Raw genomic sequence first — 24,879 nt, forward strand, 5'->3', positions numbered from 1 at the left:
CATGGCTAAGACGTTATATGAGAAGTTGTTTGATGCGCACGTTGTTTACGAAGCACCAAACGAAACCCCACTGCTGTACATCGACCGTCATCTGGTACACGAAGTGACCTCTCCTCAGGCATTTGACGGCCTGCGCGCGCATAAGCGCCCGGTGCGTCAGCCGGGTAAAACCTTTGCCACGATGGATCACAACGTTTCCACCCAGACCAAAGACATCAATGCATCTGGCGAGATGGCGCGTATCCAGATGCAGGAGCTGATTAAGAACTGTAACGAGTTTGGCGTGGAGCTGTACGATCTGAACCACCCCTATCAGGGCATCGTCCACGTAATGGGGCCTGAGCAGGGGATTACTCTGCCGGGCATGACCATCGTCTGCGGCGACTCCCACACCGCGACGCACGGCGCATTTGGCGCCCTGGCGTTCGGGATTGGGACCTCTGAAGTTGAACACGTTCTGGCGACGCAGACCCTGAAGCAGGGCCGCGCCAAAACCATGAAGATTGAAGTGAAGGGTAAAGCTGCGCCGGGTATCACCGCGAAAGATATCGTGCTGGCGATTATCGGCAAAACCGGCAGCGCAGGCGGCACCGGTCACGTCGTGGAATTCTGCGGCGACGCTATCCAGGCGCTGAGCATGGAAGGTCGTATGACCCTGTGCAACATGGCCATTGAGATGGGCGCCAAAGCAGGCCTGGTGGCCCCAGACGAAACCACCTTCAACTATGTGAAGGGGCGTCTGCATGCGCCGAAAGGTCAGAATTTTGACGACGCGGTAGCGTACTGGAAAACCCTGAAAACGGACGAGGGGGCAATTTTTGATACCGTTGTGACGTTACAGGCGGAAGAGATCGCCCCGCAGGTCACCTGGGGCACCAACCCGGGCCAGGTGATTTCCGTCAACGACAGCATTCCTGATCCGGCCTCCTTTGCCGATCCGGTCGAACGTGCCAGTGCGGAAAAAGCGCTGGCTTACATGGGGCTGAAACCCGGCGTACCGCTGACCGACGTGAGCATTGATAAAGTGTTCATCGGCTCCTGTACCAACTCCCGTATTGAAGATTTACGCGCAGCGGCAGAAATTGCTAAAGGCCGCAAAGTGGCGCCGGGCGTGCAGGCGCTGGTTGTGCCGGGCTCCGGGCCGGTGAAAGCCCAGGCGGAAGCGGAGGGTCTGGATAAGATCTTTATTGAAGCAGGCTTCGAGTGGCGCCTGCCCGGCTGCTCCATGTGTCTGGCCATGAACAACGACCGCCTGAATCCGGGCGAGCGCTGTGCCTCCACCAGCAACCGTAACTTTGAAGGCCGTCAGGGCCGCGGTGGGCGCACCCACCTGGTCAGCCCGGCAATGGCCGCCGCTGCGGCAGTCACCGGTCATTTCGCCGATATTCGCAGCCTGAAATAAGGAGACAATCATGGCAGAGAAATTTACCCAACATACGGGCCGGGTTGTCCCTCTGGACGCCGCTAACGTCGATACCGACGCGATCATTCCTAAGCAGTTTTTACAGAAAGTGACGCGCACGGGTTTTGGTGCGCATCTGTTCAACGACTGGCGTTTCCTCGACGATAAAGGCGAAGTGCCCAACCCGGAGTTCGTCCTGAACTTTCCGGAATACAAAGGCGCCTCCATTTTGCTGGCGCGGGAAAACTTTGGCTGCGGATCGTCGCGTGAACATGCGCCCTGGGCATTAACCGACTACGGCTTTAAGGTGGTTATCGCCCCAAGCTTCGCGGATATCTTCTACGGCAACAGCTTCAACAACCAGCTACTGCCGGTGACGCTGAGTGACGAACAGGTCGATGAACTGTTTGCGCTGGTGCAGGCGAATCCCGGGATTTCGTTTGAGGTGGATCTGGAAGCGGAAGTGGTCAAAGCCGGGGATAAGACCTACAGCTTCAGCATTGATGCGTTCCGCCGCCATTGCATGCTGAACGGTCTGGACAGCATTGGCCTGACGCTCCAGCACGAAGAGGCCATCTCCGCCTACGAGAAAAAACAGCCTGCGTTTATGGGCTAAAGGCAATGGCCCGCAGGGCGCGGGCCATTGATAAGGGTGCGTTGAGGCTCAACCACTCTGGAGAGGCGGGGCCCCCCCCGCCAATACCGCTAACGTTTTGCTTCGTAAGCCAACACTGCCGCCAGCTCTGTTTTCTCCTGTCTGAAGTGCAGCTCACACAGCGAGTCGCGCACCATCCAGGTGAAGATCAACAGCGTCGTACAGATCAGAAACAAACCTAACAGCAGAGTACGTTTTGGCATTCCAGCCTCCTTATTGCTTTTCGGCAATGAAGAGACTAACCTCGCAATGTTGGTTGTGAAGTTGGTCTCCCCATCAGTTTTTTGATGTGGGACTCTCCACTGTTTGCCTCTTGCGAAAGCCTGAGGCAAACAGCCTCAAGCACCCGTCACGCACTCTATGCGCCTTCTCTGCGCCTGTCAGAAAATCGTTTCATTTCGTGAAGCCGCCTTCCAGAATCAAACGTCTTTTACCCGGCACGTCAGCATCAGCGTGACGAGCGAAATCACTGCGATCACCCAGTACACGGATGCATGCCCATAGCTTTGCGACAGCGCCCCCTGAATCACCCCTGCCAGAATCACGCCGGTAGAGATACTGTTGGTAAACAGCGTGGTCGCGGAGCCTGCGCGCCCCGGCATTAAATCCTGGAACCAGAGCATGCCTATCCCGGCAACGATTCCGATAAACACCGCGTTAAACAGCTGTAAAGCCAGCAAGGCTTCACGCGAATGGAACAGGATCAGCCCCGCGTAGAACAGTACCCCGGCCGCCACGGCGACGACCATCATCCGACGCTTTCCGAAACGTTTGACGTAGTAACCCGCCAGAATCATCGCCGGGATCTCCAGCCCGGCAGCGGTGCCCATCAGAATACCCGCGAGCTTGTCGGGCAGTCCCAGATCGCTGCTGATCCACAGCGGCATATCAATAATGTACATGGTGTTGCAGGTCCACATCAGCGTGGAGGCGATAAACAACATGCGGACGTTTTTATCCTGCCAGCCGCTCACCTGCGTGATGGGCTTGTCCGTCACCTGCTCTACGCGCGCCACCGATGGCAGCGCAAAGGCTATCAGCGCCAGGCTGATGACAAAAATCCCCGCCGCGATGGAAAACATGGTGGTGAAGCCGTAGTTCAGCGCCAGCATAAACGCCAGCGGCGGACCGATGACCCACGCGAGAGAGAGCTGCGCACGCATCACCGAGCTGAACATCACCACTTCCCTCGCCGAGCTGTCGGCGTACTCCCGGGCCAGGGCGAACAGTTGCGGCATCGCGGTGTTCGCCAGAGAGGCCAGCAGCACGCCGCAGGTAATGAGCGTCAGGTAATGGCGGTTGAAGGCAAACAGCAGCGCGTTGCCCACGGCCATGGCGCAACAAAAGAGGATCAGCTTACGGCGATCGCCCTGGCTGTCGGATCGTTTCGCCAGCCACAGGCTGACGAGGATCCCGGCAATGGCGTTGACGGTGTAGAACAGACCCACCCAAAACGGCTGCGCCCCCACCTCGCGGCTGAGAAACAGGCTCAACGTCGGCGCCTGTAGCGCGCCGGCCACACCCATCATGAAGGCCACCAGCATAAAAGCGGCGTACACGCCATTCAGGCGTCGCCCCATCGTCATCAACCAGAGCATGCGCAAGTCCTTATGAAAGCGAATCGAAATTGGGTGAAATAGTAAACGAAAAAAGCCAGCAAAAAACATTTTGCTGGCGGGTGATTAGCACCAATACTCAGTCACACATGATCGAGGCGAGTTAGCGAGAAGAGGTCGGTTTCGTAACGTCCCACTGCATCAGATCTTCCAGTATTCTCAGCCGCTGCTCTGCGCACTGGCGGGCCAGCCAGGACACTCCCTTTGTCGCTGAAAAATAGTGCTGATAAAACTGACGTGCGGTAGACCTCTTCATAATTTACCTCCTCGCTTCATCGAAAAGGATTATTGGCTTAATATAGGGATTAATAAATTGCTGATTTTTTGTCAGGAGTTCCCCTTTTATGCCTTCCGGTCGTCTGCAACAACAATTTATCCGCCTCTGGCAGTGCTGCGAGGGGCAATCGCAGGAGACCACGCTGAACGAGCTGGCCGAGCACCTCAACTGCTCCCGGCGTCATATGCGCACGCTCCTTAATACCATGCAGCAGCAGGGCTGGCTAAACTGGGAGGCCGAAGCCGGACGCGGCAAGCGTTCGCGCCTGACTTTCCTTTATACCGGCCTGGCGCTACAGCAACAGCGGGCGGAGGATCTGCTGGAGCAGGACCGCATCGATCAGCTGGTCCAGCTGGTGGGCGACAAAGCCGCCGTGCGCCAGATGCTGGTCTCGCATCTGGGACGCAGCTTTCGTCAGGGACGCCACATTCTGCGGGTGCTTTACTACCGCCCAATGAAAAATCTGTTGCCCGGTACGGCGTTACGTCGCTCTGAAACCCACATGGCCCGGCAGATTTTCAGCGGCCTGACGCGGATAAATGAGGAAAACGGGGAACTGGAAGCGGATATTGCCCATCACTGGCAACAGGTGTCTCCGCTGCACTGGCGCTTCTTTCTACGCCCCGGCATTCATTTCCACCATGGACGCGAGCTGGAGATGCGCGACGTTATCGTCTCTTTAGAGCGCGCCCGCACGCTGCCGCTCTATTCGCATATCGCACGGATCCACTCTCCAACGGCCTGGACGCTGGATATTGAGCTTTCGCAGCCGGACAAATGGCTTCCGTGGCTTCTGGGCTACGTGCCATCAATGATCCTGCCTGCCGAGTGGCGCTCCCTGAACAATTTTTCCAGCCAGCCGATTGGTACGGGCCCCTACTCCGTTACACGAAATAACAGTAATCAGCTGAAGATCCGCGCCTTTGATGATTACTTTGGCTATAGGGCGTTGATCGACGAAGTGAACGTCTGGGTGTTACCGGATCTCAACGAAGAGCTGAGCGCAGGCCTGACCCTGGAAGGGCCAACAGCCGGTGAAAAGGCGTTCGAAAGCCGCCTGGAGGAGGGCTGCTACTACCTGCTCTTTGATAGCCGCAGCCATCGCGGGGCAAACCACGACGTCCGCAGGTGGATAAGCCATATTCTGGCGCCCGCTAACCTGATTTATCACGCAGAGGAGCAATACCAGACCTGGTGGTTCCCGGCCTATGGCCTGCTCCCACGCTGGCACCATGCGCAGCCCGTCCGCAGTGAAAAGCCTGCCGGACTGGAGACCATCACCCTCAGCTACTATCGCGATCACATTGAGCATCGTTTTCTGGCGAGGATCATGAGCACGCTGCTGGCAGCCGAAGGCGTGACGCTGGCGATACAGGAAGTCGATTATGATGAATGGCATCGCGGAGACGTCATCAGCGATATCTGGCTCAACAGCGCAAACTTTACGCTGCCGCTTGATTTCTCGCTCTTTTCTCACCTGTACGAAGTGCCCCTGATTCAGCACTGTATCAACCGGGACTGGCAGCAGGACGCCGCGCGGTGGCGCGCGGGAGAAATGGATCTGGCCGCCTGGTGTCAGGAATTACTGACCGGGCAGACGATCGTACCGCTGATTCACCACTGGCTGCTGATCCAGGGGCAGCGCAGCATGCGCGGCCTGCGGATGAATACCCTCGGCTGGTTTGATTTTAAATCCGCCTGGTTTGCGCCGCCGGAGCCATAACGCTTTCGTAATATTCACCAAATCATTACAATAGCGCCGTTCTCAACGGGGTGCTGCATCACTGATGTGCGCTGAGATAATACCCGTCGAACCTGATCCGGATAACGCCGGCGAAGGGATTTGAGGCTGTCTCTCAAAATCCTTTGCCACTCAACCCTGAGGTGCAAAGTGTTAAAAAACGTTCTTCCTCTGCTGGCGCTGTTTGCGCTGCCTGTTTTTGCTAAGCCCGTTCTGACGGTCTATACCTACGACTCCTTCTCCGCCGACTGGGGCCCCGGCCCGGTGGTAAAAAAAGCCTTTGAAGCCGACTGCAACTGCGAGCTGAAATTCGTGGCGCTGGAAGATGGCGTCTCGCTGCTCAACCGTCTGCGCATGGAAGGCAAAAACAGCAAAGCCGACGTGGTGCTCGGGCTGGATAACAACCTGCTGGAAGCCGCCACCCAAACCAGACTGTTCGCCAAAAGCGGTTTGGCGGCAGATGCCGTCAACGTACCGGGCGGCTGGAAAAACGACACCTTCGTTCCCTTTGATTACGGTTACTTTGCGTTTGTCTACGATAAAAACAAGCTGAAGAATCCGCCCAAAAGCCTGAAAGAGCTGGTCGAAAGTGACCAGAAATGGCGCGTAATTTATGAAGATCCGCGTACCAGCACCCCGGGTCTGGGGCTGCTATTGTGGATGCAGAAAGTCTACGGGGATAAAACGCCGGAAGCGTGGCAGAAGCTGGCCGCGAAAACCGTTACCGTCACCAAAGGCTGGAGCGAAGCCTACGGCCTGTTCCTGAAAGGCGAAAGCGATCTGGTGCTGAGCTACACTACCTCTCCGGCCTACCACATTATCGCCGAGAAAAAGGATAACTACGCCGCCGCGAACTTTGCTGAAGGGCATTATTTGCAGGTGGAAGTGGCCGCCCGCACCGCCGCGAGCAAACAGCCGGAGCTTGCCGAAAAATTCCTGAAATTTATGGTCTCCCCGGCATTCCAGAATGCTATTCCGACAGGAAACTGGATGTACCCGGTCACTGACGTTGCGCTGCCGGCAGGCTTTGAGCAGCTAAACAAGCCGCAAACCTCACTGGAATTTACGTCGCAGCAGGTTGCCGCCCAGCGCGCCGCATGGATTAGTGAATGGCAACGCGCCGTCAGCCGCTGATCCCCGGCTGGTTAGTTCCCGGGCTGCTCGCCGCCATACTGATGGTGGTCGTCAGCCTGGGTGCATTCCTTGCGCTGTGGTTTAACGCGCCAGAGAGCGATCTGCTCGCCCTCTGGCACGACAGCTATCTCTGGCACGTCATCCGTTTCTCCTTCTGGCAGGCGTTTCTCTCCGCGCTGCTGTCGACGATCCCGGCCATTTTCCTTGCACGCGCCCTCTATCGCAGACGTTTCCCCGGCAGGCTTGCCCTGCTGCGGCTGTGCGCGATGACGCTGATCCTGCCCGTGCTGGTGGCGGTGTTCGGTATTCTGAGCGTCTACGGTCGGCAGGGCTGGCTGGCATCCCTCTTCAACCTGCTTGGTCTGGAATGGACCTTCTCCCCTTACGGCCTGAAAGGCATTCTGCTGGCGCATATTTTTTTCAATATGCCGATGGCGACGCGCCTCTTTTTACAGGCGCTGGAAAACATTCCCGGGGAGCAGCGTCAGATTGCCGCCCAGCTTGGCATGCGCGGCTGGTCGTTCTTCCGCTTTGTCGAATGGCCGTGGCTGCGACGCCAGATTGCCCCGGTGGCCGCGCTAATCTTTATGCTCTGCTTCGCCAGCTTCGCGACCGTGCTTTCTCTCGGCGGCGGGCCGCAGGCCACCACCATTGAGCTGGCGATCTATCAGGCCTTAAGTTACGACTACGATCCGGGCCGCGCCGCGCTGCTGGCGATGGTGCAGATGGTCTGCTGCCTGGCGCTGGTGTTACTCAGCCAGCGGCTGAGTAAAGCGATCCCCACAGGCAGCAATCACTTGACAGGCTGGCGCGATCCGCAGGACAGCCTGCACAGCCGCGTCGCGGATTTTATGCTGATCGCGCTGGCCCTCCTGCTTCTGCTGCCCCCGCTGCTGGCCGTTATCGTTGATGGCCTGAATCGCAATGTGTTGTCGGTACTGCAACAGCCTGTCCTGTGGCAGGCGACGTGGACCTCATTGCGCATCGCGCTGGCAGCCGGGCTGCTGTGCGTGATCCTGACCATGATGCTGCTCTGGAGCAGCCGCGAGCTGTACGCGCGTCATGCCCGTAAAGCCGGACACGCGCTGGAACTGACGGGTATGCTGATCCTGGCGATGCCGGGTATTGTGCTGGCGACCGGATTCTTTTTACTGTTCAACAGCACCATCGGCCTGCCGGAAAGCGCCGACGGCATCGTCATTTTTACCAACGCACTGATGGCCATCCCTTACGCGCTCAAGGTGCTGGAAAACCCGATGCGCGACGTCAACAGCCGCTACAGTTTGCTGTGTCAGTCGCTGGGCATGCAGGGCTGGCAGCGTCTGAAGGTGGTCGAACTGCGCGCGCTAAAGCGTCCGCTGGCCCAGGCGCTGGCGTTTGCCTGCGTGCTGTCGATTGGCGATTTTGGCGTTGTGGCCCTCTTCGGCAACGAGGATTTCCGCACGCTGCCGTTCTGGCTTTATCAGCAAATTGGCTCCTATCGTAGCCAGGACGGCGCCGTCACGGCACTTTTACTGCTGGTGCTGTGCTTTGCGTTATTTACCGTTATCGAAAAACTTCCGGGGCGTGATGTTAAAACTGACTGATGTAACCTGGCTTTATGAGCACCTGCCAATGCGTTTTACCCTCTCCGTTCGTCAGGGAGAGCGAATCGCAGTGCTTGGCCCCAGCGGGGCCGGAAAAAGTACCCTGCTCAATCTGATTGCCGGTTTTTTGCAGCCTGCCAGCGGGTCGATCGTCATTGATAATGGCGAATATACCTACGCTCCGCCGGCTAAGCGCCCGGTGTCGATGCTGTTCCAGGAAAACAATCTGTTCAATCATCTTACGGTGTGGCAGAATATCGCGCTGGGTATGGATCCGGGGTTAAAACTCAGTGTTGCGCAGCGTCAGACGCTGGAGGCGATCGCCGAACAAATGGGCCTGGCTGCGTTTATCAACAGACTACCGGGTGAGCTTTCCGGCGGCCAGCGCCAGCGCGTGGCGCTGGCACGCTGTCTGGTGCGCAAGCAGCCGCTGCTGCTGCTCGACGAACCCTTTTCGGCGCTCGACCCGGCCCTGCGTCAGGAGATGCTCTCGCTGGTTGAGGAGGTTTGCGAGCGCGAGCAACTGACGATGCTGATGGTTTCGCATAGCATCGAAGATGCCGCACGCATCGCGCCGCGATCGGTGGTGATCGCGGAGGGACGTATTTTGTGGGATGGGGAAACAGAAGAACTTCTGAGTGGTAAGGCGGGGGCGTCTTCACTTTTAGGTATTCGTGAGGTCTGATGCCCTCACCCTTGCCCTCTCCCACAGGGAGAGGGAAAACACCTTAACGGCTCACCACCTTCAACAGGATCTCACCGTACACCGGCATCAGCGGGTGGCGAATCAGCGCCACCAGCGCCACGACAGCCACCCCCAGCGTCAGCGGGGCCAGCCAGAGCAGGCGAGAGCGCGGAAGATAGCGCGTCAGGCGATCAACACTGGCTTTCGCGCTGCGCCACAGGCGCCAGCAGAGCCAGACCGCCAGCCACAGCAGGACCGCCGTTCCCAGCAGCAGCCACTTGAACTCACCGCTTTGCATACCGTCAGGAATATCGATGGCCGCGCCCGCCAAGATCCCCGGCAGGAAGTAGAACGGCGGCCAGAAGACGCAGCCGATGATGTTCGGCACCACAAACTTCGCGACGGGCAGATCCAGCATCCCGGCCACCATCGGCACCAGCGGGCGCGTTGGGCCAACGAAGCGCCCCACGAGGATGGTGAACATGCTGTGCTGGTGCAGCGCGTGCTCGGTTTTATCCAGCAGCGCTTTATTTTTTTTCATGAACGACCAGCGGTGCAGCGGCTTCTTAAAGCGCCAGCCCAGCCAGAAGGAGATCCAGTCCCCCAGCAAACAACCGATGATACCGGCCATCCACGCCTGCCAGAAATTGACCTCGCCGCTGCCGATAAGCGCCCCAAGCCCCGCCATCATCACGGTGCCGGGCAGGATCAGCCCGACCAGCGCCAGCGACTCCAGAAACGCCACCAGCGCCACGGCGATGAGCGAATACATAACGGACTGGGTAATAAAATGTTCCAGCAATGCCTGCATAACTATTCCGGTCAGAAAACGAATCAGCGATTCTGCTTAGCGCCCTGCACCGCGTCAAGGCATCAATTGTCTGAATAGTTTACAAGATGCGCCTGAAGTTCACCTGAATGTTTACCGATTATTCACATCCCGCACGGAATTCGCTCGGGCTGGCACCGGTGCACTTCTTAAACACGCGAGAGAAATAGAGCTGATCTTCAAAGCCGACGTTACGCCCGACGGTGGCGATAGGCATTCGGGTGGTGCTGAGCAGCAGTTTCGCCTGGCTGATGCGCTGATCCTCACGCCAGCTGAGTACACTCACGCCAAGCTGCTGGCGGAACAGATGAGAGAGCCGTGACGGCGACAGACACACATGCTGGGCGACGCTGGCAATATCAAACTGGCTGTCGGCAAGGTGGTCGCTGATGTACTGGCAGGCGTCGCGGACGCGGTTGTCCAGCGGCGGATTAAGCGACTCGTTGATGGCCTCCATGCGGCGCAGCAGCACCTGTTCAAGCAGGTTGATGGCCAGCAGTTCGGCGTAGCGCCCGCCCGCCTGCCCTGCCTCAATAATCTGTGCGAACAGCTCACGGAACTGCGCCAGATGCGCCTCATCCGGGCGATATAAACCGGTATGGGCGAAAATGGCCGGCCACGAGAGCCACTCCTGCCAGTAGGCGCGCGGACGGAAATAGACCCACTGGTGATACCACTCTTTGGCATCCGGATGGCGCCCGTAGTGGTGGATCTCCCCCGGCGGGAACAGCAGCATATCACCGGGGCGGCAGATAAACTGCTGATCCCCGTTTTTGACGACCCCTTCTCCGCGTACGGTCAGGTTGAGGATATATCCCTTCATGCCAAGAGGGCGATCGACGTAAAAATCGAGATATCCCTCGGCCTCAATTGGCGTCAGCCCCGCCACCAGATGGGCGTTAAATGAGTAGCCCGGCAGTAAGGGATCGTTTTGCGGTTCGGCCATAGATTCAGTTCTCCCAAGGGTCCTGAAGGAAACCAATTGTCCATATCGATAAAAGCAGTATAAAAATGGCCCGCGAAAAGATCCAAAAAGCATCACGCCTCTTTTACGTCCGCCATGTTTCAGCCTTTTCCCCTGATTTGTCCGCCAGTACGGGCAGATAAGCAGTAACAAAAGTGTCTATAAGTGCGGCAGAAATGTCCACATAGAATATTTGCACGGCGTCACACTTTGCGTGGCTACAGCAATTTAGTCCATAAGATTAGCGGATCCTGCCTGACGATTTTTGTCCCCAGTCTCTAATGTTCTTCCATACCTGTTTTTTGGATGGAGCAACACCATGGCAATTGCAATTGGCCTCGATTTTGGCAGCGACTCAGTTCGCGCGCTGGCAGTGGACTGTACGACTGGCCAGGAGATAGCAACCAGCGTTGAGTGGTATCCGCGCTGGCAAGAGGGGCGCTACTGCGATGCGCCGAACAACCAGTTCCGCCACCACCCGCGTGATTACATTGAATCAATGGAAGCGGCGATCAAAACCGTGCTGGCGGAGTTGACGGACGCCCAGCGGGCCGATGTCGTGGGGATTGGCGTCGACAGCACTGGCTCAACGCCTGCTCCTGTCGATGCCGAAGGCCGCGTACTGGCGCTGCGACCGGAGTTTGCCGACAACCCGAACGCCATGTTTGTGCTGTGGAAAGACCATACCGCCGTGGAAGAGGCGGAAGCCATCACCCGCTTATGCCATCAGCCGGGCAAAACTGACTACTCACGGTATATCGGCGGAATTTACTCCAGCGAGTGGTTCTGGGCCAAGATCCTGCACGTTACCCGCGTGGACGCGTCGGTCGCACAGGCAGCGGCATCATGGATTGAGCTATGCGACTGGGTTCCCGCCCTGCTCTCCGGCACCACTCGCCCGCAGGATATCCGCCGCGGCCGTTGCAGCGCCGGGCATAAATCGCTGTGGCATGAAAGCTGGGGGGGGCTGCCTCCGGCAGCGTTCTTCGATGAACTCGATCCGATCATCAACAAAAACCTGACATACCCGCTGTTTACCGACACCTTCACCGCCGATATTCCGGTCGGTACGCTCTGCGAAGAGTGGGCGAAACGCCTCGGTCTGCCGCAAAACGTGACCATTTCCGGCGGCGCGTTCGACTGCCATATGGGTGCCGTGGGCGCGGGTGCGCAGCCCAACACGCTGGTGAAAGTTATCGGCACCTCCACCTGTGACATTCTGACGGCAGATAAAGCCAGCGTCGGCGACCGCGCGGTGAAAGGCATCTGCGGTCAGGTTGACGGCAGCGTGGTACCCGATTTTATCGGCCTCGAAGCGGGTCAGTCCGCCTTCGGCGATATCTACGCCTGGTTTGGCCGCGTGCTCGGCTGGCCGCTGGATCAGCTGGCTGCCGCGCGTCCTGAACTGAAAACGCAGATTGCCGACAGCAAAAAACAGCTCCTGCCGCAGCTCACCGAAGCCTGGGCAAAAAATCCGTCTCTCGACCACCTGCCGGTGGTGCTGGACTGGTTCAACGGGCGTCGTACGCCGTTTGCCAACCAGCGTCTGAAAGGGGTGATTACCGATCTCAACCTCGCGACCGACGCGCCCGCGCTGTTTGGCGGCCTGATCGCCGCCACCGCGTTCGGCGCGCGCGCCATTATGGAGTGCTTCACCGGGCAGGGCATTGACGTAAACAACGTGATGGCGCTGGGGGGCATCGCCCGTAAAAACCCGGTGATTATGCAGGCCTGCTGCGACGTGCTGAACCGGCCGCTGCAAATTGTGGCCTCCGATCAGTGCTGTGCGCTGGGCGCCGCGATTTTCGCTGCCGTGGCCGCAGGCGTCCATGCGGATATCCCGACCGCGCAACAGCATATGGCGAGCGCCGTCGAAAGTACGCTCCAGCCGCAGACTCAGCAGGCACAACGCTTTGAACAGCTTTATCAGCGCTACCAGCAATGGGCAAAAAGCGCCGAACTTCACTATCTCCCTGTCGCCGCCCCGGCCAAAAGCACCGCGGACACTACGGCAACCCTGACACATTAAGGACACGATAATGACCATTTTTAATAATTATGAAGTGTGGTTTGTGATTGGCAGCCAGCATTTGTACGGACCGGAAGCGTTGCAGCAGGTGACGAAACACGCGGAGCACGTTGTGAATGCGCTGAACGCGGAAGCCAAACTGCCGTGCAAACTGGTGCTGAAGCCGCTGGGTACCACCCCGGACGAAATCACCAACATTTGCCGCGATGCCAATTACGATGACAAATGCGCTGGCCTGGTGGTGTGGCTGCACACCTTCTCGCCAGCCAAAATGTGGATCAACGGCCTGGCTATCCTCAACAAACCGCTGCTGCAATTCCACACGCAGTTCAACGCCTCCCTGCCGTGGGACAGCATCGACATGGACTTCATGAACCTGAACCAGACCGCGCACGGCGGCCGCGAGTTCGGCTTCATCGGCGCGCGCATGCGTCAACAGCATGCCGTGGTGACCGGGCACTGGCAGGACGGTCAGGCACAAAAACGCATTGGCTCCTGGATGCGTCAGGCGGTATCTAAGCAGGATACCCGCCACCTGAAAGTGGTGCGTTTCGGCGACAACATGCGCGAAGTGGCGGTCACCGACGGTGATAAAGTGGCCGCGCAGATTAAATTTGGCTTCTCCGTCAACACCTGGGCGGTGGGCGACCTGGTGCAGGTGGTGAATGACATCAGCGATGGCGACGTTAACGCGCTGGTGGACGAGTACGAAAGCAGCTATCGCCTGACGCCTGCGGCACAGGTCAACGGTGACAAGCGCCAGAACGTGCTGGATGCCGCACGTATTGAGCTGGGCATGAAGCGTTTTCTGGAACAGGGCGGCTTCCATGCCTTCACCACCACCTTTGAAGATCTCCACGGCCTGAAACAGCTCCCGGGTCTGGCGGTACAACGTCTGATGCAGCAGGGCTACGGCTTTGCGGGCGAAGGCGACTGGAAAACTGCCGCTCTGCTTCGCATCATGAAGGTGATGTCGACCGGTCTACAGGGCGGCACCTCTTTTATGGAGGACTACACCTACCACTTCGAGAACGGCAACGATCTGGTGCTCGGCTCGCACATGCTGGAAGTGTGTCCATCCATCGCGGTTGAAGAGAAACCGATCCTCGACGTGCAGTACCTCGGCATTGGCGGCAAAGCGGATCCGGCCCGTCTGATCTTCAACACCCGTACCGGCCCGGCCATTAACGCCAGCCTGATTGACCTCGGCGATCGTTTCCGCCTGCTGGTGAACTGCGTCGATGCGGTTGAAACCCCGCATTCTCTGCCGAAGCTGCCGGTCGCCAACGCTTTGTGGAAAGCGCAGCCTGACCTGCCAACCGCCTCGGAAGCCTGGATCCTGGCCGGCGGCGCGCACCACACCGTATTCAGCCACGCGCTTGACCTGAACGATATGCGTCAGTTTGCCGAGCTGCACGACATCGAACTGACCGTAATTGATAACGACACCCGTCTGCCAGCCTTTAAAGACGCGCTGCGCTGGAACGAAGTCTATTACGGTTCAAAACGCTAAGTACGGAGTGCCCGGTGGCACTTCGTTTACCGGGCCTACGGTTCTGTAGGCCGGATAAGCGCAGCGCCATCCGGCAGGAGACGACAATGTTAGAAGATCTCAAACGTCAGGTACTCGAAGCCAACCTGGCGCTGCCAAAACATAACCTCGTAACCCTGACATGGGGCAACGTCAGCGCCGTTGACCGGGAAAAAGGGGTGTTCGTGATCAAGCCTTCCGGCGTGGATTACACGGTAATGACCGCAGAAGACATGGTGGTGGTCAGCATCGAAACGGGTGAAGTGGTTGAAGGCAATAAAAAGCCCTCCTCCGATACGCCCACTCATCGCCTGCTGTATCAGGCCTTCCCGACCATCGGCGGGATTGTGCATACCCATTCGCGTCACGCGACCATCTGGGCGCAGGCGGGCCAGCCTATACCGGCCACCGGCACCACCCACGCGGACTACTTCTACGGCACCATTCCCTGCACGCGTCTGATGACCGATGCGGAGATCAACGGTGAGTACGAATGGGAAACGGGGAACGTGATTGTCGAAACCTTCGAAAAACAGGGAATCGACGCGGCGCAAATGCCCGGCGTGCTGGTGCACTCCCACGGCCCGTTTGCCTGGGGTAAAAACGCGGAGGACGCGGTGCACAACGCGATCGTGCTGGAGGAAGTCGCCTATATGGGGATCTTCTGCCGCCAGCTGGCACCGCAGCTGCCGGATATGCAGCAAACCCTGCTGGATAAGCATTACCTGCGTAAGCACGGTGCGAAAGCCTACTACGGGCAGTAAACCCTTGCCCGGTGACGCTGCGCTTACCGGGCCTGCGGAACCTGTAGGCCGGATAAGCGCAGCGCCATCCGGCGGAACAGACACTGTATAAAACCCCAGCAAACACCCCTCAACCAGGCTATAATCAGGCCTGGTTTGTTTTATGGGATAACGGCGTGACGCAGGCGCAAGAAGGCTTTTTACTGACCAGACACTGGCGGGATACCCCTCAGGGTACTGAGGTTGAATTCTGGCTGGCAACGGACAACGGCCCGCTAAACGTTACGCTCCCGCCGCAGGAGTCCGTGGCCTTTATTCCTGAAGCTCACGTCGAGAAAGTGAAGCAACTGCTGCACAGTGAAAACAACTGGCGCCTTACGCCGCTCCAGCTGAAAGATTTCCACCGCCAGCCGGTTTACGGCCTTTATTGCCGCGCTCATCGCCAGTTAATGCGCTATGAAAAACTGCTCCGTGAAGCAGGCGTGACGCTTTACGAGGCCGACATTCGCCCGCCTGAACGCTTTCTGATGGAGCGGTTTATCACCGCCCCCGTCTGGGTAGATGGCACCGCGCAAAACGGCAGGATCGTTAACGCGCGCCTGAAGCCTAATCCGCACTATCGCCCGCCGCTAAAGTGGGTGTCGCTGGATATTGAAACCACCCGCCATGGCGAACTGTACTGCATTGGCCTGGAAGGCTGTGGGCAGCGGGTTGTCTATATGCTCGGGCCGCCGAACGGCGATGCGTCCGCGCTGGATTTTAATCTGGAGTACGTCAACAGCCGCCCGCAACTGCTGGAGAAGCTTAACCAGTGGTTTGCCGAGCACGATCCGGATGTTCTGATCGGCTGGAACGTAGTGCAGTTTGACCTGCGCGTGCTGCAAAAACATGCCGAGCGTTACCGTATCCCGCTGATTCTGGGGCGCGGCAACAGTGAGCTGGAGTGGCGTGAGCACGGTTTTAAGAACGGTGTTTTCTTCGCGCAGGCTAACGGTCGCCTGATTATCGACGGCATCGAGGCGCTGAAATCCGCCTTCTGGAACTTCTCTTCCTTCTCGCTGGAAGCGGTCGCCCAGGAACTGCTCGGCGAAGGTAAATCCATCGACAATCCCTGGGACCGAATGGACGAGATCGACCGGCGCTTTAATGAAGATAAGCCGGCGCTCGCTACCTATAACCTGAAAGATTGCGAGCTGGTGACGCAGATCTTCCACAAAACCGAGATCATGCCGTTCCTGCTGGAGCGCGCGACGGTGAACGGTCTCGCGGTCGACAGGCACGGCGGCTCGGTAGCGGCCTTCAGCCACCTCTATTTTCCGCGAATGCACCGGGCAGGGTACGTTGCCCCCAACCTCGGGGACGTGCCGCCGCAGGCCAGTCCCGGCGGGTACGTGATGGACTCCCGGCCAGGATTGTATGACTCGGTGCTGGTGCTGGATTACAAAAGCCTCTACCCGTCGATTATCCGCACCTTCCTGATCGATCCCGTCGGGTTGGTTGAGGGCATGGCGCAGCCAGACGATGCGCACAGCACCGAAGGTTTTCTTGGAGCACGCTTCTCGCGCGAAAAACACTGCCTGCCCGAAATTGTGGGAAACATCTGGCACGGCCGCGACGAGGCGAAGCGTCACGGCAACAAGCCGCTCTCACAGGCGCTGAAAATCATTATGAACGCCTTTTACGGCGTGCTGGGTACCAGCGCCTGCCGCTTCTTTGATCCCCGTCTGGCGTCTTCCATCACCATGCGCGGGCACGACATTATGCGCCAGACCAAAGCGCTGATTGAATCTCGGGGCTATGACGTGATTTATGGCGATACCGACTCCACCTTTGTCTGGCTGAAAGCGGCCCATTCAGAAGACGACGCCGCGCGAATCGGCAAAGAACTGGTCGCCTACGTGAACGACTGGTGGCGCGAAAATTTGCAAAAAGAGCGGTTAACCAGCGCCTTAGAGCTGGAGTTTGAAACCCATTTCGCCCGCTTTTTAATGCCGACCATTCGCGGGACCGATCAGGGCAGCAAGAAGCGCTACGCCGGACTGATTCAGGAAGGCGACACGCAGCGGATGGTGTTTAAAGGGCTGGAGACAGTGCGCACCGACTGGACGCCACTGGCGCAGCAGTTCCAGCAGACACTCTACCTGCGGGTGTTTCGCAATGAGCCTTATCAGGATTATGTACGCGACACCATCGCCAGCCTGATGGCGGGCGAACTTGACGCGCAGCTGGTGTATCGCAAGCGCCTGCGCCGCCCGCTGGCGGAGTATCAGCGTAACGTTCCCCCCCACGTGCGTGCCGCGCGGCTGGCGGACGAAGAGAACGTTCGCCGGGGACGCGCGCCGCAGTATCAGAACCGGGGAACAATCAAATACGTCTGGACAACTAACGGTCCGGAGCCCGTTGATTACCAGCAGTCTCCGTTCGATTACGATCACTACCTCACCCGCCAGCTTCAGCCGGTTGCGGAGGGAATTTTACCGTTCATCGATGACGACTTTGCTACACTAGTGACAGGACAACTTGGGCTATTTTGACGCGTGACGAAACCGTTGCCATCCAGTACCATAGCGCCCTTTCCATTCCCGGACCCATTTTTCGATGACCGTCTTTTTTGACGGGGTCGAACTATTGCCTGCAATTAAAGATTAGAGCCGAACAACTATGCCTTTTACACTTGGTCAACGCTGGATCAGCGATACAGAAAGCGAACTTGGATTAGGAACCGTCGTTGCCGTCGATGCGCGCATGGTTACCCTCCTTTTCCCTGCTACCGGTGAAAACCGCCTGTACGCTCGCAATGACTCCCCTGTTACCCGCGTAATGTTCAACCCGGGTGACACCGTGACCAGCCACGAGGGCTGGCAGCTAAAGGTTGAAGACGTAAAAGAAGAGAATGGACTGCTCGCCTACATCGGAACGCGTCTTGATACCGACGAGACGAATGTCATCCTGCGCGAAGTGCTGCTCGACAGCAAACTGGTTTTCAGCAAGCCGCAGGACCGTCTGTTTGCCGGGCAAATCGACCGAATGGATCGCTTCTCCCTGCGCTACCGCGCGCGTAAGTTCCAGAGTGAACAGTACCGCATGCCGTGGAGCGGCCTGCGCGGTCAGCGTACCAGCCTGATCCCCCACCAGCTGAATATCGCCCATGATGTGGGCCGTCGCCATGCGCCTCGCGTGTTGCTGGCTGACGAAGTGGGCCTGGGTAAAACCATCGAAGCAGGCATGATCCTGCACCAGCAGCTGCTCTCTGGCGCCGCCGAGCGCGTGCTGATTGTGGTGCCGGAAACGCTGCAACACCAGTGGCTGGTCGAAATGCTGCGCCGCTTTAACCTGCGCTTCTCCCTGTTCGACGACGAGCGCTATGCCGAAGCCCAGCACGACGCGGACAACCCGTTTGAAACCGAACAGCTGGTGATCTGCTCCCTGGACTTCGTGCGCCGCAGCAAGCAGCGCCTGGAGCACCTGTGCGACGCTGAATGGGATCTGATGGTCGTCGACGAAGCACACCACCTCGTCTGGAGCGAAGACGCGCCAAGCCGTGAATACATGGCGATTGAGCAGCTTGCCGAGCGCGTACCGGGCGTTCTGCTGCTGACCGCAACGCCGGAGCAGCTGGGCCTTGAGAGCCACTTCGCCCGTTTGCGCCTGCTCGACCCGAACCGCTTCCACGATTTTGAGCAGTTTGTTGAGGAACAGAAAAACTACCGCCCGGTGGCAGACGCCGTCGCGCTGCTGCTGGCAGGTAATCGTCTCTCTAACGATGAACTTAACACCCTGAGCGATCTGATTGGCGAGCAGGATATCGAGCCGCTTTTGCAGGCCGCGAACAGCGACAGCGATAACGCGGGATCTGCGCGTAAAGAGCTGATCGACATGCTGATGGACCGTCACGGCACCAGCCGCGTGCTGTTCCGTAACACCCGTAACGGCGTGAAGGGGTTCCCGAAACGCGAGCTGCACACCATCAAACTGCCGCTGCCGACCCAGTACCAGACGGCGATTAAAGTCTCCGGCATTATGGGCACCCGTAAATCTGCGGAAGATCGCGCGCGCGACATGCTCTACCCGGAGCAGATTTATCAGGAATTTGAAGGCGACACCGGCACCTGGTGGAACTTCGATCCGCGCGTGGAGTGGTTAATGGGCTACCTGACCGCGCACCGTTCCCGGAAGGTGCTGGTGATCTGCGCCAAAGCAGCCACCGCCCTGCAACTGGAACAAGTGCTGCGCGAGCGCGAAGGTATTCGCGCTGCTGTGTTCCACGAAGGCATGACTATTGTCGAGCGCGACCGCGCCGCAGCCTGGTTTAGTGAAGAGGACAGCGGCGCGCAGGTTATGCTGTGCTCCGAAATCGGTTCTGAAGGCCGTAACTTCCAGTTCGCCAGCAATCTGGTGATGTTCGATCTGCCGTTTAACCCGGATCTGCTGGAGCAGCGTATCGGCCGTCTGGATCGTATCGGTCAGGCGCATGATATTCAGATCCACGTGCCGTATCTGGAGAAAACCGCCCAGTCCGTTCTGGTTCGCTGGTATCACGAAGGTCTGGATGCGTTTGAACACACCTGCCCGACCGGTCGCACCATTTACGATCAGGTGCATGCGGATCTGATCGGTTACCTCGCGGCCCCGGAAAACACCGAGGGTTTTGATGAGCTGATCAAGTCCTGCCGCGAGAAGCACGACGCCCTGAAAGCCCAGCTGGAACAGGGTCGCGATCGCCTGCTGGAGATCCACTCCAACGGCGGTGAAAAAGCGCAGCAGCTGGCCGAAAGTATCGAAGAACAGGACGATGACACCAGCCTGATCAGCTTCTCCATGAACCTGTTCGACATCGTCGGCATTAACCAGGACGATCGCGGCGAGAACATGATCGTGCTGACCCCGTCCGATCATATGCTGGTGCCGGATTTCCCGGGCCTGCCGGAAGACGGCTGCACCATCACCTTTGAGCGTGATGTGGCGCTTTCCCGCGAAGATGCACAGTTCATCACCTGGGAGCACCCGCTGATCCGCAACGGTCTGGATCTGATCCTCTCCGGCGATACCGGCAGCAGCACCATCTCCCTGTTGAAGAACAAAGCCTTGCCTGTGGGCACGCTGCTGGTGGAGCTGATCTACGTTGTGGAAGCGCAGGCGCCGAAACAGCTTCAGCTTAACCGCTTCCTGCCGCCAACTCCGGTGCGTCTGCTGCTGGATAAAAACGGTACGAACCTGGCCGGCCAGGTGGAGTTTGAAAGCTTCAACCGTCAGCTGAGCGCGGTGAACCGCCATACCGGCAGTAAGCTGGTGAATGCGGTGCAGCAGGACGTGCATGCCATTCTGCAACTGGGTGAAGCCCAGGCCGAAAAAGCGGCCAGAGTGCTGATCGATGCGGCGCGTAGCGAAGCCGATGAGAAGCTTTCTGCCGAGCTGTCGCGTCTGGAAGCGTTGAAAGCAGTGAACCCTAACATTCGTGACGATGAGCTGGCCGCCATTGAGAGCAACCGCCAGCAGGTGCTGGAAAGCCTGAATCAGGCGGGATGGCGTCTCGACGCCCTGCGTCTTATCGTTGTGACGCATCAGTAAGCGGAGCGCAAGATGGTAATGGAGCCCTACAATCCCCCGATGGATCCGTGGCTGGTCATTCTGTATCAGGACGAGCACATTATGGTGGTTAACAAGCCGAGCGGCTTGTTATCCGTGCCGGGGCGTCTGGAAGAGCATAAAGACAGCGTGATGACGCGTATCCAGCGTGATTATCCCCAGGCCGAGTCTGTCCATCGTCTGGATATGGCGACCAGCGGCGTGATTGTGGTGGCTCTGAATAAAGCGGCAGAACGCGAGCTGAAGCGTCAGTTCCGCGAGCGCGAGCCGAAGAAACAGTATGTCGCGCGCGTCTGGGGCCATCCGGCGCAGGCGGAAGGGCTGGTGGATTTACCGCTGATTTGCGACTGGCCGAACCGGCCAAAGCAGAAGGTGTGTTACGAAACCGGCAAGGCCGCGCAAACCGAGTATGAAGTGCTGGAGTACGCGCCGGATAACACCGCGCGCGTCCTGCTGAAGCCGATTACCGGGCGCTCCCACCAGCTGCGTGTGCATATGCTTGCGATGGGTCACCCCATTCTGGGGGACAGGTTCTATGCGCCGCCGGAAGCGCTGGCGTTAGCGCCGCGCCTGCAACTGCATGCGCAGACGCTCACCATCACCCACCCTGCTTTCGGCAACGCCATGACGTTCAAAGCCCCGGTGGACTTCTGAAAAAATGGCCCGACACTGTCGGGCCATTTTTTTATTTAAAACCTTTCTGCTCTTTAATTAGCTCGTAGGCTTTCTGGATTTCCTGCGCTTTCTGTTTCGCCATCTCCATCATCTCTGGCGGCAGGCCTTTCGCCACCAGCTTATCCGGATGGTGCTCGCTCATCAGCTTACGATAGGCGCGTTTGATGGTCGTAACATCGTCAGACGGCTTCACGCCGAGGACGTTACAGGCATCTTCAAGCGTAGGGCCACGCTGCGCCTGCTGCCAGCCGCCGCCGGACGATTGCTGCTGATAACCGCCGCCAAAGTGCGCGCCGCCCTGCATCATGCGCAGGAACTGATCGAACTGCATGCGGGAAATGCCCAACTCTTCAGCAATCACATACAGGACGTCCCGTTCATTCGGATGCAGAGAGCCATCCGCGAAGGCGGCCTGGATTTGAATTTCCAGAAACATCCGAATTAAATCAAAACGCCCGAAACAGATGCTACGGAACTGCCGCATTTTTTCACGCAGCGGGTAGTGATCTGATTTACCAATCCGGAACGCATTCTGCGCCGCGATGCGGGATTCGCCGTGCAGATTCATGCGATCCATAAAGACGCTGGCCACCTGAATATCGGCTTCCGTTACGCGTCCTTTTGATTTGGTTAAGTGCCCCATCACCTCGAAGGTGGTGGAGAAAAAGAGTGACTGGCGCTCGCGCTGGTTGGCAAACCAGGCCATTTTGCGGCTGCGTGCTTTATCAAACATATGGCCGATAATGAGGCCAAGAACGACACCCCAGAATCCGGCACCCATAATAATTGCGAACGCAACGCCGATTATTTTACCCCAATACTGCATATACTCCCCGAATGGTCATGTTCCTGGCCGACGCAACGCCATCATTACAGTGGTCGCGCCACGGTCAATTGAGGGACATCGCCTATAATTTGCATTATCATACTCGTCATTCGATAGCGAGCCTAACACTCTGGCGCGCAAACGGGCAGGATTAACGCTGGTACTGCGCTGATGAGTAAGATAGTCTCTGAGCGTTTGTAAGCCGTAGCCACTGATGACGGAACAATAAAATACAACGTATGAAAAAACGTATCCCCACCCTTCTGGCCACAATGATTGGCACCGCCCTGTATAGCCAACAGGGGCTCGCAGCCGATCTCGCCTCGCAGTGTATGCTTGGCGTCCCAAGTTACAATCGCCCACTGGTGAAAGGCGATACGAATGACTTACCCGTCACCATTAATGCCGACAGCGCAAAAGGTAATTATCCTGACAATGCGACCTTTACGGGCAATGTCGATATTAACCAGGGAAACAGTCGCCTGCTTGCTGACGAAGTGCAATTGCACCAGAAGCAACCGGAAGGTGCTCAGGCGCCTGTCCGTACGGTGGATGCGCTGGGTAATGTGCACTATGACGACAATCAGGTCATCCTGAAAGGTCCGAAAGCCTGGTCGAATCTGAATACCAAAGACACCAACGTCTGGGAAGGTGATTACCAGATGGTCGGTCGTCAGGGGCGCGGTACCGCGGACCTGATGAAGCAGCGCGGCGAAAACCGCTACACCATTCTCGAAAACGGCACGTTTACCTCCTGTTTGCCAGGGTCAAATACCTGGAGCGTTGTGGGCAGTGAAGTGATCCACGACCGTGAAGAACAGGTTGCAGAGATCTGGAACGCCCGTTTTAAACTCGGCCCGGTGCCCATTTTCTATAGCCCTTACCTGCAACTGCCTGTGGGTGACAAACGTCGTTCAGGTTTCCTGATCCCGAACGCCAAGTACAGCACGTCGAACTACTTTGAGTTCTACCTGCCGTACTACTGGAACATTGCGCCCAACATGGACGCCACGATCACGCCGCACTATATCCATAAGCGCGGTAACATCATGTGGGAGAACGAATTCCGCTATCTGACCAAGGCGGGCGCGGGTCTGATGGAATTTGATTATCTGCCATCAGATAAGGTGTTCCAGGACGAGCATCCGAGCGAAGGTGATAAGCACCGCTGGATGTACTACTGGAAGCACGCCGGGGTATTGGATCAGGTGTGGCGTTTCAACATCGACTACACCAAAGTCAGCGATCCGTATTACTTCAACGACTTTGATTCTAAATACGGCTCCAGTACCGACGGTTACGCCACGCAGAAATTCAGCGTGGGCTACGCCATTGAGAACTTTGACGCGACGGTGTCGACCAAGCAGTTCCAGGTATTTGATACACAATCGCGTAGTACCTATGGTGCCGAGCCGCAGCTGGACGTGAACTGGTATCAGAACGATGTGGGTCCTTTCGACACGCGCGTTTATGCTCAGGCGGTCCATTTCGTCAACACCAACTCGGATATGCCGGAATCAACGCGTCTGCATATCGAGCCGACGATCAATCTGCCGTGGTCAAACGACTGGGCGAGCCTGAATACCGAAGCCAAAGTGATGGCCACCCACTACCAGCAGAAGAATCTGGACTGGTATAACAAACGCTATGGCACCGATCTTGAAGAATCGGTAAACCGTACGCTTCCGCAATTCAAAATGGACGGGAAGCTGATCTTCGAACGTGATATGGCTCTTCTCGCGGATGGATACACCCAGACGCTTGAGCCACGTATGCAGTATCTGTACGTGCCATATCGCGATCAGAGCAAAATTCAAAACTACGACTCGTCGTTCCTGCAATCTGACTATAGCGGTCTGTTCCGTGACCGTACCTACGGCGGCCTTGACCGTATCGCGTCTGCTAACCAGTTAACGACCGGCGTCACAACGCGCGTATATGATGATGCTGCCGTTGAACGTTTTAACGTTTCTGTTGGTCAAATCTACTATTTCACCGAGTCTCGTACCGGTGATGACGACATTAACTGGGAGAAAGACAACAAAACGGGCTCACTGGTATGGGCGGGCGACACCTACTGGCGCATGACGGATCGTTGGGGTCTGCGCGGTGGTGTTCAGTACGATACACGACTGGACAATATCGCGACGGGCAGCGCTGCCATCGAATATCGTCGTGATGAAGACCGCATGTTGCAGTTGACGTACCGTTACGCCAGCCCGGAGTATATCCAGGCGACGCTGCCAAACTATGCGAATACAGACCAATACAAAGACGGTATTTCACAGGTGGGTACCGCCGCGAGCTGGCCGATCGCCGATCGTTGGTCAGTCGTCGGGGCCTACTACTATGACACGAATGCCCAAAAACCTGCTGACCAGATGCTGGGTCTGCAATACAACTCCTGCTGTTACGCAATACGTGTCGGTTACGAACGCAAACTTAACGGCTGGGATACGCAAAACAGTCAGGGCAAATATGATAACGTGATCGGCTTTAATATCGAGTTGCGCGGCCTGAGTTCTAACTACGGTCTGGGCACGCAGCAGATGCTGCGCTCGAACATTCTGCCGTATCGTAGTTCATTGTAATGTGCTTGA

Annotated in this window: 19 protein-coding genes and 1 riboswitch; of the genes, 13 read left to right on the forward strand and 6 right to left on the reverse strand. The window is 57.6% G+C overall.

From position 1 onward, the window contains the following. Position 1: 1 nt before the first annotated feature. Positions 2-1,402, forward strand: a complete 1,401-nt coding sequence (leuC, locus tag ACOTY5_RS13855) for a 3-isopropylmalate dehydratase large subunit (RefSeq protein ID WP_003856382.1) — start codon at positions 2-4, stop codon at positions 1,400-1,402. Positions 1,403-1,412: 10 nt separating this feature from the next. Further along, complete coding sequence (leuD, locus tag ACOTY5_RS13860) at positions 1,413-2,018, forward strand: 3-isopropylmalate dehydratase small subunit (protein ID WP_045141617.1); 606 nt, start codon at positions 1,413-1,415, stop codon at positions 2,016-2,018. Between the two features lie 89 nt (positions 2,019-2,107). Here leuD and ACOTY5_RS13865 read toward each other — a convergent pair whose 3' ends face one another. From ACOTY5_RS13865 to sgrT, 3 genes are all read right to left on the reverse strand, one after another. Further along, positions 2,108-2,260, reverse strand: coding sequence for a Hok/Gef family protein (locus ACOTY5_RS13865; RefSeq protein ID WP_010427008.1), 153 nt, complete (start codon positions 2,258-2,260; stop codon positions 2,108-2,110). A 216-nt stretch (positions 2,261-2,476) separates the two neighbouring features. Then, positions 2,477-3,655: a sugar efflux transporter gene (locus ACOTY5_RS13870; protein WP_045141618.1), complete on the reverse strand. Its 1,179-nt coding sequence runs from the start codon at positions 3,653-3,655 to the stop codon at positions 2,477-2,479. 121 nt (positions 3,656-3,776) lie between these two features. Further along, complete coding sequence (gene sgrT / locus ACOTY5_RS13875; protein WP_003856388.1) at positions 3,777-3,929, reverse strand: glucose uptake inhibitor SgrT; 153 nt, start codon at positions 3,927-3,929, stop codon at positions 3,777-3,779. Between the two features lie 88 nt (positions 3,930-4,017). Between sgrT and sgrR the strand changes: the two genes are divergently transcribed. The 4 genes from sgrR to thiQ all read left to right on the forward strand — a co-directional run bounded on the left by sgrR (position 4,018) and on the right by thiQ (position 9,096). Beyond that, a complete protein-coding gene (gene sgrR / locus ACOTY5_RS13880) occupies positions 4,018-5,673 on the forward strand; it encodes an HTH-type transcriptional regulator SgrR (protein WP_045141619.1) in 1,656 nt (551 codons plus the stop codon). Between the two features lie 36 nt (positions 5,674-5,709). After that, positions 5,710-5,810, forward strand: a riboswitch (TPP riboswitch). Between the two features lie 31 nt (positions 5,811-5,841). Then, the gene (gene thiB / locus ACOTY5_RS13885; RefSeq protein ID WP_017694523.1) at positions 5,842-6,825 is read left to right on the forward strand and encodes a thiamine ABC transporter substrate binding subunit; all 984 of its coding nucleotides are present in this window, start codon (positions 5,842-5,844) and stop codon (positions 6,823-6,825) included. Further along, positions 6,801-8,411, forward strand: a complete 1,611-nt coding sequence (thiP, locus tag ACOTY5_RS13890) for a thiamine/thiamine pyrophosphate ABC transporter permease ThiP (protein WP_032670574.1) — start codon at positions 6,801-6,803, stop codon at positions 8,409-8,411. The genes thiB and thiP overlap by 25 nt, the downstream gene beginning before the upstream one ends. Beyond that, the gene (gene thiQ / locus ACOTY5_RS13895) at positions 8,395-9,096 is read left to right on the forward strand and encodes a thiamine ABC transporter ATP-binding protein ThiQ (protein ID WP_017383795.1); all 702 of its coding nucleotides are present in this window, start codon (positions 8,395-8,397) and stop codon (positions 9,094-9,096) included. Before thiP ends, thiQ begins: the two co-directional genes overlap by 17 nt. A 43-nt stretch (positions 9,097-9,139) precedes the next feature. Here the strand turns inward: thiQ and ACOTY5_RS13900 are convergent, their stop codons facing one another. Then, on the reverse strand, positions 9,140-9,907 hold the full coding sequence (locus ACOTY5_RS13900; RefSeq protein ID WP_015572658.1) for a DedA family protein: 768 nt from the start codon (positions 9,905-9,907) through the stop codon (positions 9,140-9,142). Between the two features lie 118 nt (positions 9,908-10,025). Beyond that, positions 10,026-10,871 (reverse strand): arabinose operon transcriptional regulator AraC, encoded by an 846-nt coding sequence (gene araC, locus ACOTY5_RS13905; protein WP_003856402.1) that lies wholly within the window; start codon positions 10,869-10,871, stop codon positions 10,026-10,028. 337 nt (positions 10,872-11,208) lie between these two features. Here araC and araB point away from each other — a divergent pair, with 337 nt between their 5' ends. From araB to rluA, 6 genes are all read left to right on the forward strand, one after another. Continuing rightward, positions 11,209-12,918, forward strand: coding sequence for a ribulokinase (araB, locus tag ACOTY5_RS13910; RefSeq protein WP_045141620.1), 1,710 nt, complete (start codon positions 11,209-11,211; stop codon positions 12,916-12,918). Between the two features lie 10 nt (positions 12,919-12,928). After that, positions 12,929-14,431, forward strand: a complete 1,503-nt coding sequence (araA, locus tag ACOTY5_RS13915) for an L-arabinose isomerase (RefSeq protein WP_015572656.1) — start codon at positions 12,929-12,931, stop codon at positions 14,429-14,431. Positions 14,432-14,517: 86 nt separating this feature from the next. Beyond that, on the forward strand, positions 14,518-15,213 hold the full coding sequence (araD, locus tag ACOTY5_RS13920; protein WP_015572655.1) for an L-ribulose-5-phosphate 4-epimerase: 696 nt from the start codon (positions 14,518-14,520) through the stop codon (positions 15,211-15,213). Positions 15,214-15,368: 155 nt separating this feature from the next. After that, positions 15,369-17,726, forward strand: coding sequence for a DNA polymerase II (gene polB / locus ACOTY5_RS13925; protein ID WP_045141621.1), 2,358 nt, complete (start codon positions 15,369-15,371; stop codon positions 17,724-17,726). Positions 17,727-17,853: 127 nt separating this feature from the next. Beyond that, positions 17,854-20,760, forward strand: a complete 2,907-nt coding sequence (rapA, locus tag ACOTY5_RS13930) for an RNA polymerase-associated protein RapA (RefSeq protein ID WP_045141622.1) — start codon at positions 17,854-17,856, stop codon at positions 20,758-20,760. A 12-nt stretch (positions 20,761-20,772) separates the two neighbouring features. After that, the gene (rluA, locus tag ACOTY5_RS13935; protein ID WP_003856412.1) at positions 20,773-21,432 is read left to right on the forward strand and encodes a bifunctional tRNA pseudouridine(32) synthase/23S rRNA pseudouridine(746) synthase RluA; all 660 of its coding nucleotides are present in this window, start codon (positions 20,773-20,775) and stop codon (positions 21,430-21,432) included. A gap of 31 nt (positions 21,433-21,463) precedes the next feature. Here the strand turns inward: rluA and djlA are convergent, their stop codons facing one another. Beyond that, a complete protein-coding gene (gene djlA / locus ACOTY5_RS13940) occupies positions 21,464-22,279 on the reverse strand; it encodes a co-chaperone DjlA (protein ID WP_015572652.1) in 816 nt (271 codons plus the stop codon). 239 nt (positions 22,280-22,518) lie between these two features. Between djlA and lptD the strand changes: the two genes are divergently transcribed. Beyond that, positions 22,519-24,870, forward strand: coding sequence for an LPS assembly protein LptD (lptD, locus tag ACOTY5_RS13945; RefSeq protein ID WP_006810140.1), 2,352 nt, complete (start codon positions 22,519-22,521; stop codon positions 24,868-24,870). The last annotated feature ends 9 nt before the right edge of the window (positions 24,871-24,879 follow it).

The organism is Enterobacter cloacae complex sp. SHL018 (assembly GCF_049237905.1).
Classification (GTDB): domain Bacteria; phylum Pseudomonadota; class Gammaproteobacteria; order Enterobacterales; family Enterobacteriaceae; genus Enterobacter; species Enterobacter hormaechei_C.

Excerpts from the sequence above, each read along its gene's own strand:
- rapA (WP_045141622.1), top strand. The coding sequence starts at position 17,854 with ATGCCTTTTACACTTGGTCAACGCTGGATCAGCGATACAGAAAGCGAA.
- djlA (WP_015572652.1), bottom strand. The coding sequence starts at position 22,279 with ATGCAGTATTGGGGTAAAATAATCGGCGTTGCGTTCGCAATTATTATG.
- ACOTY5_RS13870 (WP_045141618.1), bottom strand. The coding sequence starts at position 3,655 with ATGCTCTGGTTGATGACGATGGGGCGACGCCTGAATGGCGTGTACGCC.
- ACOTY5_RS13900 (WP_015572658.1), bottom strand. The coding sequence starts at position 9,907 with ATGCAGGCATTGCTGGAACATTTTATTACCCAGTCCGTTATGTATTCG.
- thiP (WP_032670574.1), top strand. The coding sequence starts at position 6,801 with ATGGCAACGCGCCGTCAGCCGCTGATCCCCGGCTGGTTAGTTCCCGGG.
- thiQ (WP_017383795.1), top strand. The coding sequence starts at position 8,395 with ATGTTAAAACTGACTGATGTAACCTGGCTTTATGAGCACCTGCCAATG.
- lptD (WP_006810140.1), top strand. The coding sequence starts at position 22,519 with ATGAAAAAACGTATCCCCACCCTTCTGGCCACAATGATTGGCACCGCC.
- araB (WP_045141620.1), top strand. The coding sequence starts at position 11,209 with ATGGCAATTGCAATTGGCCTCGATTTTGGCAGCGACTCAGTTCGCGCG.
- araC (WP_003856402.1), bottom strand. The coding sequence starts at position 10,871 with ATGGCCGAACCGCAAAACGATCCCTTACTGCCGGGCTACTCATTTAAC.
- rluA (WP_003856412.1), top strand. The coding sequence starts at position 20,773 with ATGGTAATGGAGCCCTACAATCCCCCGATGGATCCGTGGCTGGTCATT.
- sgrR (WP_045141619.1), top strand. The coding sequence starts at position 4,018 with ATGCCTTCCGGTCGTCTGCAACAACAATTTATCCGCCTCTGGCAGTGC.
- sgrT (WP_003856388.1), bottom strand. The coding sequence starts at position 3,929 with ATGAAGAGGTCTACCGCACGTCAGTTTTATCAGCACTATTTTTCAGCG.
- ACOTY5_RS13865 (WP_010427008.1), bottom strand. The coding sequence starts at position 2,260 with ATGCCAAAACGTACTCTGCTGTTAGGTTTGTTTCTGATCTGTACGACG.
- araA (WP_015572656.1), top strand. The coding sequence starts at position 12,929 with ATGACCATTTTTAATAATTATGAAGTGTGGTTTGTGATTGGCAGCCAG.
- araD (WP_015572655.1), top strand. The coding sequence starts at position 14,518 with ATGTTAGAAGATCTCAAACGTCAGGTACTCGAAGCCAACCTGGCGCTG.
- leuC (WP_003856382.1), top strand. The coding sequence starts at position 2 with ATGGCTAAGACGTTATATGAGAAGTTGTTTGATGCGCACGTTGTTTAC.
- leuD (WP_045141617.1), top strand. The coding sequence starts at position 1,413 with ATGGCAGAGAAATTTACCCAACATACGGGCCGGGTTGTCCCTCTGGAC.